The organism is Pseudomonas monachiensis (assembly GCF_047345015.1).
GTDB lineage: Bacteria > Pseudomonadota > Gammaproteobacteria > Pseudomonadales > Pseudomonadaceae > Aquipseudomonas > Aquipseudomonas monachiensis.
The window spans coordinates 886,284-898,445 of the sequence record NZ_CP178857.1; the positions used below are offsets into that span (position 1 = coordinate 886,284).

Below are 12,162 nucleotides of genomic sequence, written 5' to 3' on the forward strand. Positions count from 1 at the left end.
GGATCAGATTGATGAAAGTCGCCATCATTTCCGGCTCGGTGTACGGCACGGCCGAAGAAGTTGCCCGCCACGCCGCCAGCCTGTTGAAAGCCGCCGGTTTCGAAACCTGGCACAACCCCCGTGCGACCCTCGCCGACGTCCAGGCGTTCGGCCCCGAAGCTTTTCTGGCGGTGACCTCGACCACCGGCATGGGTGAGCTGCCGGACAACCTGCAACCGCTGTATTCGACCATGCGTGACCAGTTGCCAGCAGCCTGGCGCGGTTTGCCGGGCGCGGTGATCGGGTTGGGCGATGCGAGCTATGGCGATACTTTTTGTGGCGGCGGCGAGCAGATGCGCGAATTGTTCGGTGAGCTGGGCATTCGCGAAGTACTGCCAATGCTGCGCCTGGATGCCAGCGAGAGCGTGACCCCGGAGACGGACGCCGAGCCTTGGCTGGCGGACCTGATCAACGCACTGCGCGACTGACCATTGCCACGACACCCACGCCAGTCATGGTTCTGACAGTGCGCTGAAAACGGCCTGTCTGACCCTCGCTGGCGCCGGTCAATTGACATGGATCCAAGGCGGCAGAACGGCTGACTCGCTGGGTCATCAAGCTGGCTGCCAATGCAACTACAGGAACCTCAAGGGCTGGCTAGACTCGGTAAAGATAGGAAACACTCCATCATAAAAACACCGAGGCTTCCTGCCGTGACCGTCGCCCCCGTCCAATCATCTCCGAGTGTCAAAGACCAGGTCAGTGCTGCCGAGTGGCAGACCCGCATTGACCTGGCAGCCTGTTATCGCCTGGTCGCCCAGCATGGCTGGGATGACCTGATCTTCACCCATATCTCCGCCAAGGTGCCCGGCACCGAAGATTTCCTGATCAACCCGTTCGGGTTGATGTTTCACGAAATCAGCGCGTCGAGCCTGGTCAAGGTGGATCAGGCCGGCAACAAGCTGATGGACAGTCCTTACGAGATCAATCCGGCGGGTTACACCATCCACAGCGCCGTGCACGAAGTCCGCCACGATGTCGTCTGCGTGCTCCACACCCACACGGCTTCGGGGGTTGCGGTGTCGGCACAGAAGCAGGGTGTTCTGCCGATCAGCCAACAGTCATTGTTCGTGCTTTCCAGCCTGGCCTACCACGCCTACGAAGGCGTGGCGCTCAACCATGAAGAGAAAGTGCGGCTACAGGCCGACCTCGGTGAAAACAATTTCCTGATGTTGCATAACCACGGTTTGCTCACCTGCGGCAGCACCATCGCCGATACGTTCCTGATGATGTTCACCTTTCAACGTGCCTGTGACATTCAGGTCATGGCGCAAAACGGTGCCGCTGAGCTGATCGCCATCGAACCGCAGATCCTGGCCGGCGCCAAAGCCATGATCGCGGGTGTCACCCGAAGTGCTCAAGGAATGGGCGGAGCGCTGGCCTGGCCGGCGCTGCTGCGCAAACTCGATAAACTGGACCCGGGTTATAAACTCTAATGGCACTCGCCGAGATCCCGCTGTGTGTCTGGCGCAAACGCAGCCAGGCGTTCGTGTTCCGTGGCCAGACCATCCGTTACTGGACAGCAGGGCAGGGTGAACCGTTGTTGCTCATTCACGGCTTTCCGTCCGCCAGTTGGGACTGGCATTACCTGTGGCAGCCATTGGCCCAGCGCTTTCGCGTGATCGCCTGCGACATGCTGGGCTTCGGCGATTCGGCCAAACCGGTGAATCACGAATACAGCCTGCTGGAGCAGGCGGATCTGCAGCAGGCACTGCTTGAACACCTGAATGTCGAGCAGCCAGTGCACCTGCTCGCCCACGATTACGGTGACAGCGTGGCCCAGGAACTGCTGGCCAGGCATTACGAATCGCGGTTGGAACTGGCCAGTTGCGTGTTTCTCAACGGCGGGTTGTTTCCGGAAACCCACCACCCGCTACTGATGCAAAAACTCTTGCTCAGCCCGTTGGGCTGGATGATTGGCCGCGCCTTCAGTCGTGATGGCCTGGTGAGAAGCTTTCGGCAGATTTTCGGCCCGCAAACCCGTCCCAGTGAAAGCCAGATGGATGACTTCTGGAGCCTGGTCGAAAGCCAGCGCGGGCCACGGATCATGCACAAATTGATCGCCTACATCCCGGAGCGACGCGTCTGGCGCAACCGCTGGGTGAGCGCGATGCAACGTGGTGAAGTGCCGCTGCGAGTGATCGATGGCGGGGTCGATCCGGTCTCCGGGGTGCACATGGTCGAGCGTTACCGTGAGCTGATCCCGGATGCGGACACAGTGGTATTGCCCGACATTGGCCACTACCCGCAGATCGAGGCGCCCTGCGAGGTGCTCAAGCATTACCTGGTGTTTCGCGATCAGCTGCTCTTGCCGCCGCGCAAGGTGGCGTGTTCCTGAATCGCAGCGTTGAATCTGTCCTTCTTCTGTGGGATCGCGTCATCCTGTCCGACACGATCATCATCCCCCAGCCTTATCGCGCACCATTCAGCCTCCCCCGTGTTCATTGTGACCCGCTACGCCGTGCCTGAAACTCGGACTCACTGTCCCTTGGCCTGCTGGAGTCCCCCATGAATGAGTCTGTGCGCTTCGAAGATAAAGTCGTGATCATCACCGGAGCCGGTGGCGGCCTGGGACGGACGCATGCACTTCTGTTCGCCAAACAGGGCGCCAGGGTGCTGGTCAACGATCTTGGCGGCTCGGCCCAGGGCGAAGGCGCCAATGCCTCGGCCGCCGACCGCGTGGTCGCAGAGATCCGCGAGGCTGGCGGCATTGCCGAAGCCAACCACGACTCGGTCACTGACGGTGACAAACTGGTCCAGCACGCCCTGGACGTCTTCGGTCGCGTCGATGTGGTTGTCAACAACGCCGGGATCCTGCGGGACAAGACCTTCCACAAAATGGATGACGCCGACTGGGACCTGGTTTACCGCGTCCACGTCGAAGGCGCCTACAAAGTCACCCGCGCCGCCTGGCCGCATATGCGCGAGCAAAACTACGGCCGGGTGATTTTCACTGCGTCGACCTCGGGCATCTATGGCAACTTTGGCCAGTCCAACTACGGCATGGCCAAGCTCGGTCTCTACGGCCTGACGCGCACCCTGGCCATCGAAGGCCGCAAGAACAACATCCTGGTCAACGCCATCGCCCCCACCGGAGGCACGCGCATGACCGAAGGCCTGATCCCGCCGCAAGTCTTCGAACAGCTAAAGCCCGAACTGGTCAGCCCGCTGGTGGTGTACCTGGCCAGCGAGAACTGCCAGGAAACCGCCGGTCTGTTCGAAGTCGGCGGCGGCTGGATGGGCAAGGTCCGCTGGGAGCGCAGCCTCGGCATCGGTTTCGATCCACGGGCCGGTTTCTCCCCGGAAGACGTGGCGGCGCACTGGCAGCAGATTTGCGACTTCGAAGGCGCGGCGCACCCGAAGGACAACATCGAGGCGTTGAAGGAAATGATGGGAAACTTGCAGAAGTATTCGCTCTGAAAGCGCCGGCAAGGTCACATTGACCGACCTTGCCGGTTGTTGCATTTGTCGGCTGCAAAGCCGTTTGCCAATGGTCAGCCCGGGAAGTATTTGACTACCAGCGCCTTCAGGTTGGCGGCTGTTTGCGCGTCCATTTTTCCATCGAAGTTTTCCGGGCGAAAATGTAACTGGAATGCCCGCACCAATTGTTGAAAACCGCCTTCCGTGGACGCGCCCGAAACATCGTATCCATAGGTTTTGAACAGCCCCAGCAATTCGCTTCGGGCTGGAGCGCCGGATGTGTTGTATTGGCGCAGATACTCGTCCCGAGTGCTTTCATCGAACCAGGCCCCGACTCCTTTCAAGTAAAGCTCCCGCCAGGGAAGCATCGGTCCCGGGTCACTTTTGCGGCCGACCGAAACATCGGAGTGGCCCAGAACCTGGGTCGGCGTGATATCCGGGTAGCGATTGAGGATATTCAGCGCCAGTTGTTCAATCGCGGCAATCTGCTCGGAGTGATACGGCGGGAAGGTGAATTTACCTTTGTTGTCGGTTGCCAGATTCACGACTTCAATGCCGATGGACGTGTCATTCAGATTGCTGCGGCTGCCCCACTGACTGACACCCGCGTGCCACGCGCGATGGGTTTCATCCACCAGGTTGAAAACTTCCTGCCCGGTATAGCCGGCTTTCAGGTAACTGGGGTCCGTGATATCTGGAACCAGATAGTGCGCGCTGACATTCGGGCCGGTCAGGGCACTGACAGAACTTGCAAAGTCAGCGGCCGTGTAGTGAAGAATCAGAAAGCGGATTCGACTGTTGAAGCTTCGGGTGGATCGATAGTGGTTGTAGTTGATGGATTTCATGTTTGCACTCGCAATAAGTAAGTTTGAAGTCGGACGAAGATCAAAATCGTTCGCCGACTTGCTGTTCAACTTAAAGACTCGAGTGCTTTTGGTGTTTACCTATGCTTGTAGGTACTTTCTGAAAGAAATGTAGGTATGTGAAGTTTTGACTGGCAGCTGTTACTCATCAAGAACCATCGCCCATAAAAAAGGCCGCTGCAAAGGCAGCGGCCAAAGTAAGACGTTGGATCAGGAGCTACAAATCAACGTCAGTGAACACGGGGTGACGAACCGAATACTCAATTCATCTGAAATCTTTCAGTCACGGCGCAGGCCAGTACATCTACATCGTGCCTTGCGGTGGATTACCGTGGCAGCCAGGCAAGAATAAACCCTCTGTACTGTAGGAAAAATACCAATTCCCGACATGCACTGTTGCAGCCCCGGCAACAGTCGGGATTCGGCTGCTCGTCGTCTGTGCCTGTCATCCTTTAGAGGTACACCACGAATACCTCCTTGGTGCGCTTATCGACCCCGAAGTCCGGCAGTAGGGTGAGGCCTTCTGTCACTCACCGGGGAAGACGCATGACAAAAACAACAATGCGCGCCATCTTCACACCACAGGCGCTGGCGGCTGCGGTCGCCTTGGGTTGCTGTGCCCAGGCGCAGGCCATTTCGTTCAACATCGGGGAAATCGAGGGGACATTCGACTCCTCGCTGTCGGTCGGCGCGAGCTGGGGCATGCGTGATGCGGATGACGCCCTGGTGGGCACCGTCAATGGCGGTTCCGGCCAGTCTTCGACCGGCGATGACGGGCGATTGAACTTCAAGAAGGGTGAAACCTTCTCGAAGATCTTCAAGGGTATTCACGACCTCGAACTGAAGTACGGCGACACCGGTGCGTTTGTGCGTGGCAAGTACTGGTACGACTTTGAACTCAAGGATGAAAGCCGCCCCTTCAAGGACATCAGCGATCACAATCGCAAAGAAGGCGCCAAGTCTTCAGGCGGGCAAATCCTCGACGCATTCGTCTATCACAATTACTCCCTCGCCGATTTGCCAGGCACGGTCCGCGCCGGCAAGCAGGTGGTCAGTTGGGGCGAGAGCACGTTCATCGGCAACTCGATCAACAGCATCAATCCGGTCGACGTGTCCGCGTTCCGTCGTCCCGGCGCCGAGATCAAGGAGGGCCTGATCCCGGTCAACATGCTGTTCGCCTCCCAGGGCCTGACGGAGAAGTTGACCGTGGAAGGCTTCTATCAGCTGGAATGGGACCAGACGGTCGTCGATAACTGCGGCACCTTCTTTGGTGTCGATGTGGTGGCGGATGGTTGCAACAAGGGCTACACCGTCGCCAATCCGGCCATTGCGCCGTTGCAGCCGATTGCGGCTGCCTTCGGCCAGGGCTTCGAAGTCAGCAAGGAAGGGGTGATCGTTCCCCGTGGCGGCGACCGCGATGCCCGGGATTCCGGACAGTGGGGTACAGCGTTGCGCTGGTTGGGGGATGACACCGAGTACGGCTTGTACTTCATGAATTACCACAGCCGTTCACCGAATGTCGGGACCACCACCGCCGGCCCCGGTACGCTGGCAAGCATTCCGGGGATCGTTGCCGCCGCCAACCGCATCGCCCCCGGCAGTGGTTCGGGCCTGGCCCAAAGCGTGATGCTCGGTCGTGGCCAGTATTACCTCGAATACCCGGAGGACATCCGCCTCTACGGCGCGAGCTTCTCCACCACCTTATCCACCGGCACCGCGTGGAGCGGGGAAATCAGCTACCGCCCCAACCTCCCGGTGCAGGTCAACACCAATGACCTGACCCTGGCCATGCTCAATCCGATTGCGGGTGGTGCGGCATCGCCCATCGCCACGTCGCCCGGGGCTGACAACAAGGGTTATCGCCGCAAGGAGGTGACGCAGATCCAGAGCACCCTGACGCATTTCATCGATCAGGTCGCGGGTGCGGATCGCCTGACCCTGGTGGGTGAGGCCGGGGTGGTCCGGGTCGGTGGACTGGAGTCGCGCGGCAAACTGCGCTATGGCCGCGACTCGGTGTATGGCCAGTATGGTTTCGGCGGCGATACCGACGGCTTCGTGACCTCGACTTCATGGGGTTATCGCGGCCGGGCCATCCTCGACTACAACAACCTTATCGCCGGGATCAACGTCAGGCCCAACCTCTCGTGGTCCCACGACGTCGCAGGCTATGGCCCCAACGGTCTGTTCAACGAAGGCGCCAAGGCCATCAGCCTCGGGGTCGATGCGGACTATCGCAACACCTACACCGCGAGCCTCAGCTACACCGATTTTTTCGGCGGGGACTACAACGTCCTCACCGACCGTGACTTCGTGGCGTTGAGCTTTGGTGTGAACTTCTGATCTGGCTGAAAAGGATGATTTCAATGCGCAAGATGATTCTGCAATTGGGCACCGTTCTGGCCCTGAGTCTGCTGGCCGCCAACGTGATGGCCGCGGTGTCGCCGCAAGAAGCCAACAAGCTCGGCACCAGCCTGACCCCACTCGGTGCCGAGAAGGCCGGCAATGCCGATGGCTCGATTCCGGCCTGGACCGGAGGCATCCCGAAAAACGCTGGCGCGGTGGACAGCAAGGGTTTCCTGGCTGACCCCTTCGCCAACGAAAAGCCCTTGTTCGTGATCACCGCGGCGACCGTCGACAAGTACAAGGACAAGCTCTCTGACGGCCAGGTCGCGATGTTCAAGCGCTATCCCGAGACCTACAGGATTCCGGTCTACCCGAGCCATCGCACTGTGGCGTTACCGGCAGAAATCTATGAGTCGGCCAAGCGCAGCGCGCTGAACGTAACACCGATCAATGACGGTAACGGTCTGGCCAATTTCACCGGCAATCGCTACTACGCATTCCCGATTCCGAAGAATGGCGTGGAAGTGATCTGGAACCACGTCACTCGTTACCACGGCGGTAATCTGCGCCGCACCATCACCCAGGCGACACCACAATCCAATGGTGACTTCACCGTGATCCGCTTCAAGGACGAGGTCGCCGTGCCGTCGTTGCTCAGCGATCTGAAACCGGGCAGCGACGATAACGTCCTCAACTACTTCAAGCAGGAAGTGACCGCACCGGCGCGGCTGGCGGGCAACGTGTTGCTGGTCCACGAGACCCTCGACCAGGTCAAGGAGCCGCGCAAGGCCTGGATCTACAACGCAGGCCAGCGCCGGGTACGGCGTGCGCCACAGGTTGCTTATGACGGCGTCGGCACCTCGTCCGACGGCCTGCGCACCACCGACAACTTCGACATGTTTTCCGGCGCACCGGATCGCTACGACTGGAAACTGATCGGCAAAAAGGAGATGTACATCCCCTACAACAGCTACAAGCTCGACTCGCCAAACCTCAAGTACACCGATGTGATCAAGGCCGGGCACATTAATCAGGACCTGACTCGCTACGAGTTGCACCGGGTCTGGGAAGTCGTCGCCACGGTCAAGCCGAGCGAACGCCACGTGTACGCCAAACGCCACATGTATATCGATGAAGACAGCTGGCAAGTGGCGCTGGCCGACCACTACGATGGGCGTGGTCAACTCTGGCGCGTCGCCGAAGGGCATGCCCAGTTCTACTACGATCACCAGGTACCGGCCTACACCGTCGAAGCGCTGTATGACCTGATTGCCGGTCGCTACATCGCCCTTGGAATGAAGAATGAAGAGAAGCGCAGCTTCGAATTCAACATCGATGCAAAAGCGGGGGACTACACGCCAGCAGCCTTGCGTAGCACGGGGGTTCGGTAGGTTTCCTACAGGCTCCTACACAAAAGGGTGACTTTGCGGTCACCTTTTTTATAGCGGTCGATCAGTGTGTTGAATACTTCTTCAACAAGCGCTCGGGAGGGGGCTAGGGTGGCGCCAGAATTATAAAAAAGGCGCACCACAATGACTGCAATGACGCACTGTCTGGACCGCCCTGGCTTCCTGCCCCGACTGTCGTCCCATCATCTGTCCCGCGAGCGGCTGATCGAGCCCATGCTGGTTTCGACTGCGCGGGTGAAGTTGCTTTGCGCGCCGGCCGGTAGTGGCAAGAGTGCATTGCTCACCGAATGCCTGCTGCGGGCGCCGGAGCACGTTCGGGTCTGTTGGCTGCCGCTGGCGGGGGCGTCGTTGAGCGCCGCCGATTTTTTGTTGCGCCTGACGCAAGCGCTGGGCCTGCCCTCGACGGATGAGCCCGGGCTGCTGGCGTATCTTGCCCGATTACAGGCGCCGACCTGGCTGTTTCTCGATGATTACTGCCGGGCACCCGATCCGGAACTCGACCGGATGCTCGATCGTCTGTTGGCCGTCGCCAGCCCGGCACTGACCTGGTGGCTGGGTTCCCGTCGACGACCGCCCTGCAACTGGCCGCGGCTGCTGCTCGATGATGAGTTGTACGAGTGCGAAGCCCGGGCGCTGGCGTTTACCGAGGCCGAGGTCGGGCAGTTGCTCGGTCATGTCGAGCCGAGCCTGGCGGCGCAAACCGCCAAACGGGTGGTACAGCGCAGCGGTGGCTGGTGCGCTGGCGTGCGGATCGCGTTGCTCAATGGTTGTCCGTGGTCGGGTGAGCAGGGGCGTTCGGCGACATTGCTCGATTATCTGCAGCACGAATTGTTCAACACCTTGCCGCCGGAACTGGTTGAGGTCTGGCAGGTGCTGGTTCATCTGCCTCGCTTCAACGCCAGCCTGTGCGAGCATCTTTTCGGTACGGGTGAGGGCGCGCAGTGGCTGCACGCGTTGCAGGACATGGGCTGCTTCATTGAACCCTGGGAAGACTCCGTCGAGTGGTTGCGAATCTTCGAGCCACTGGCCCGGGAGATGCGTGAAGAGCCGACCCCGGCCGGACGATCCTGGCATCGCCGCGCGTGCCAGTGGTTCAGTGCCGAAGAAGACTGGCAGGGTGCCTTCGAGCAGGCGTTGCTGGCGCAAGAGCACGAAGTCGCGGTCAGCCTGATGCAACACTTCAGTTTTGAGCATCTGTTCAAGCGTCAGAACGTCAGCTGGTTACTCAAACTGCACGAGCAACTGGGTGAACAGTTGACCCTGGGCACGCCGCAACGGGTGGGGTTGATCACCGCGGCGTTGCTGTTTGCCGGGCGTTTCGAGCAGGCGGCTGCCTGCATTGGGCAACTGTCCCGATTTGCCCCGCAACCGACGGCATCCTTGCAACGGCAACTGCTGGCACGTTGGCAGGCGCAACAGGGCTGGTTGCTGCATTTGCAGGGACGCCTGCCGGCGGCACGGGCGCATTTTATCGAGGCGCTGGGCGAGTTGGCGGCCGAGGCGTGGCCCGCACGGTTACTGTGTCTGTCCGGGTTGACCCAGCAAGCGCTACTCAACGCCGACCTCGATGCCGCCCAGGCCTTCAATCGTGACGCCCTGTGCCTGGCGCGGGCACAAGGCTCGTTGCTGTTTGAAGGCTTGCTCGAACTCGATCATGCCCAGTTGCTGGAGCAGCGTGGTGCGCCGCGGCGAGCAGCGCAGTTGCTGGCCGACATCCATGAAATGCTCGGGCGACAGGCCGATCGACCGACGCCGCTGCTGGGACGAATCGCCCTGCGGCGTGGTCGGTTGGCCCTGTGCCAGGGCCAGGATGAATTAGCCGGGGAATGTTTCCAGGCGGGCCTTGATGACTGTTTGCACAGTCAGGACAAGCACGTGTTGTACGGATTTTTGGGGCAGGCGCAATTGGCGGCCAATCAACGCGACTATGCCCATGCGTTTGATCGTCTGCGCGAGGCCGAACGGTTGATGCAGCAACGGCAGATCCCCGACACGGTATATCGCGGGGTGCTGCTGCAAATCAGCAGTCATTTCTGGCTGCAGCAAGGGCGCCCGGAATTGGCCCGGGAAGCGTTGACCCGAGTCTTGCGTCATTACCGCGGGGCCCACGCGCGCCAGGCACCGCCGGCCACGCTGCACTTGATTGCACGTATCGAATACCAGCTGGTGTTGGCCGAAACCCAACTGCAACTGGTGCAACGTCCATTGGATCGACTCAGGGCGTTACTCGAGCACGCACAACAACACGCCATGCTGGCGCTGGAAACGGAACTGCATTTGGCGATCAGCGAAGTGGCGGAGCTGACGGGTGAGCCGGACATGGCCCACGCAGCTCTGCAGGCCGGTCTGGCGTTGGTCAAGCGTTGTCAGGGGCAACAGGCATTGCGTGATTTGAACTTGCGCCAGCCGAGCCTGATCTGTCGATTACAAGGCGAGGAGACGGTGACCGCGCTGGCCCTGGATGCCAGCCTGCTGAGCAGTCGGGAGCTGGAGGTGCTCGGCCTGATTGCCCAGGGTAATTCCAATCAGCAAATTGCCGAGCAACTGTTCATTTCTTTGCATACGGTGAAAACCCATGCCCGGCGCATTCACAGCAAGTTGGGTGTGGAGCGGCGGACACAGGCAGTTGCCATGGCGAAGAAGTTGGGGTTGATAATGCAGAGTTGGTAGTTGTTTGTTTTTCGTTTGGAAATGAATTAAAACATACGGTTTCGTGCATAAATAACCGTGTTGATTAGTATGGTTGTCGGCGCTGACCAATTTGCGTGCATTGCGCGGTGGGTTGATTAATATGTTCGATAGTGCTCGGTCAAGGTAATGTTTGTCAGGGTACTAGTGCGCTAATAACTATTAATTATGGAGCTTTAAGGTATGGGGCAACTGACAAGGGAGTTGGTGCGGGCCAAGCTGCACGCAAGGCTCGGTGGTCGCGGCATTGATGTCGATAAGGTATATATCAATGCAATTGCGTCGGCTAACGATTCGACGGTTATTTACTCTCAATCACTGGTATGGGCATTTTTCCTTAAGTTGCAGGACAGTGAGGTCCCAAGATTCTCCAGTGAGAATCTTGGGATCTTTTCCGAACCGTACACCTTTGACCGGAAATATCGTTTCGATGGTGTGAAACTTGATGAGCTCAATGAAATGGGTGCAGCAATTGCCCGGGATTTACTGAGCTGATTGGTGGTTCTATCAAAGTAGTTGTGCCAACCCCTTGGTTGGCACAGCTGCCGCAATCAGGTTGCGGATACGGCGGGTTCAAAACCCAAGCGCCAGCTGACCGCATGGCTGGCGGATAACAGACGCTGCGCCGCCGGACCGTTTTCATCGGCATGGAACAACGATGTCGGCCCCACCACCGTCAGCACGGCAACCACTCTGCCCATCGCGTTGAACACTGGTGCCGACAAGGCATCCACCCCTGGCAGCAGCAAACCATGTACATGGTGCAAACCGCGTGCGCGGATTTGTTCGCACTGGGCCGCATAGGCCTGATCGTCTGCCAGCGCGTGGGCTGCGTGGGACTGCAATTCCTGCACGCGCAGATCCTCGGTTTCGCGTTTCGGCAGGTAGGCGCCAAACACCAGTCCCGTCGAAGAACTGAGCAACGGCAACACCGAACCCAGTTGTGTCACCACCGTCACCGCACGCACCGCCGGTTCGATATGCACCACGGTTGCGCCCTGATTGCCCCATACCGCCAGGAAACAGGTTTCGTTCAAGTCGTCGCGCAGTTCAGCCAGGGGCAGGGCGGCGACTTTTAGCACGTCCATGCTGTTGAGAGCCGCCAACCCTACGCGCAGGGCTTCGCGGCCCAGGCCGTAATGGTTGGTGGCGGCGTTCTGTTCGGCGAATCCACTGGCGATCAAGGCCTGCAAATAGCGGTGAACCTTGCTCGCCGGCATCTGCACGTGTTCGGCCAGGCGCGACAGCGAAGTCGAAGGCGACAACTCGGCCAGAGCCTTGAGGATGTCGGTGCCAACCTCGGCCGAGCGGACTTTCTGTTTACCGTTGTTGTCGCTGGTTTTTTCCATGGTGGCTGGGATCCCGGGACGAATGGGCGTCTTTATAGCTTGACGGTCAAT

The 12,162-nt window shown here is 59.5% G+C and carries 10 protein-coding genes; 8 read left to right on the top strand and 2 right to left on the bottom strand.

What is annotated here, in order from left to right; all coding sequences use genetic code 11:
* Positions 1 to 11: 11 nt before the first annotated feature.
* The 4 genes from ACMDB8_RS03875 (at position 12) to ACMDB8_RS03890 (ending at position 3,459) form a co-directional block, all read left to right on the top strand.
* Complete coding sequence (locus ACMDB8_RS03875) at positions 12 to 467, top strand: flavodoxin (protein ID WP_056728419.1); 456 nt, start codon at positions 12 to 14, stop codon at positions 465 to 467.
* Positions 468 to 692: 225 nt separating this feature from the next.
* A complete protein-coding gene (locus tag ACMDB8_RS03880; protein ID WP_056728421.1) occupies positions 693 to 1,475 on the top strand; it encodes a class II aldolase/adducin family protein in 783 nt (260 codons plus the stop codon).
* The gene (locus ACMDB8_RS03885) at positions 1,475 to 2,377 is read left to right on the top strand and encodes an alpha/beta fold hydrolase (RefSeq protein ID WP_056728423.1); all 903 of its coding nucleotides are present in this window, start codon (positions 1,475 to 1,477) and stop codon (positions 2,375 to 2,377) included. Before ACMDB8_RS03880 ends, ACMDB8_RS03885 begins: the two co-directional genes overlap by 1 nt.
* A gap of 170 nt (positions 2,378 to 2,547) precedes the next feature.
* On the top strand, positions 2,548 to 3,459 hold the full coding sequence (locus ACMDB8_RS03890; RefSeq protein ID WP_409078290.1) for an SDR family oxidoreductase: 912 nt from the start codon (positions 2,548 to 2,550) through the stop codon (positions 3,457 to 3,459).
* A gap of 74 nt (positions 3,460 to 3,533) precedes the next feature.
* Here the strand turns inward: ACMDB8_RS03890 and ACMDB8_RS03895 are convergent, their stop codons facing one another.
* Positions 3,534 to 4,304 (bottom strand): N-acetylmuramoyl-L-alanine amidase, encoded by a 771-nt coding sequence (locus ACMDB8_RS03895; RefSeq protein WP_056728426.1) that lies wholly within the window; start codon positions 4,302 to 4,304, stop codon positions 3,534 to 3,536.
* A 564-nt stretch (positions 4,305 to 4,868) separates the two neighbouring features.
* Here ACMDB8_RS03895 and ACMDB8_RS03900 point away from each other — a divergent pair.
* The 4 genes from ACMDB8_RS03900 (at position 4,869) to ACMDB8_RS03915 (ending at position 11,257) form a co-directional block, all read left to right on the top strand.
* A complete protein-coding gene (locus ACMDB8_RS03900) occupies positions 4,869 to 6,662 on the top strand; it encodes a DUF1302 domain-containing protein (protein WP_056728428.1) in 1,794 nt (597 codons plus the stop codon).
* Between the two features lie 23 nt (positions 6,663 to 6,685).
* Complete coding sequence (locus ACMDB8_RS03905; RefSeq protein WP_056728430.1) at positions 6,686 to 8,056, top strand: DUF1329 domain-containing protein; 1,371 nt, start codon at positions 6,686 to 6,688, stop codon at positions 8,054 to 8,056.
* Between the two features lie 141 nt (positions 8,057 to 8,197).
* Positions 8,198 to 10,744 (top strand): LuxR C-terminal-related transcriptional regulator, encoded by a 2,547-nt coding sequence (locus tag ACMDB8_RS03910; RefSeq protein ID WP_056728432.1) that lies wholly within the window; start codon positions 8,198 to 8,200, stop codon positions 10,742 to 10,744.
* A 201-nt stretch (positions 10,745 to 10,945) separates the two neighbouring features.
* On the top strand, positions 10,946 to 11,257 hold the full coding sequence (locus ACMDB8_RS03915) for a hypothetical protein (RefSeq protein ID WP_056728433.1): 312 nt from the start codon (positions 10,946 to 10,948) through the stop codon (positions 11,255 to 11,257).
* Positions 11,258 to 11,313: 56 nt separating this feature from the next.
* Here ACMDB8_RS03915 and ACMDB8_RS03920 read toward each other — a convergent pair whose 3' ends face one another.
* A complete protein-coding gene (locus ACMDB8_RS03920; RefSeq protein WP_056728435.1) occupies positions 11,314 to 12,111 on the bottom strand; it encodes an IclR family transcriptional regulator in 798 nt (265 codons plus the stop codon).
* Between the last annotated feature and the right edge of the window lie 51 nt (positions 12,112 to 12,162).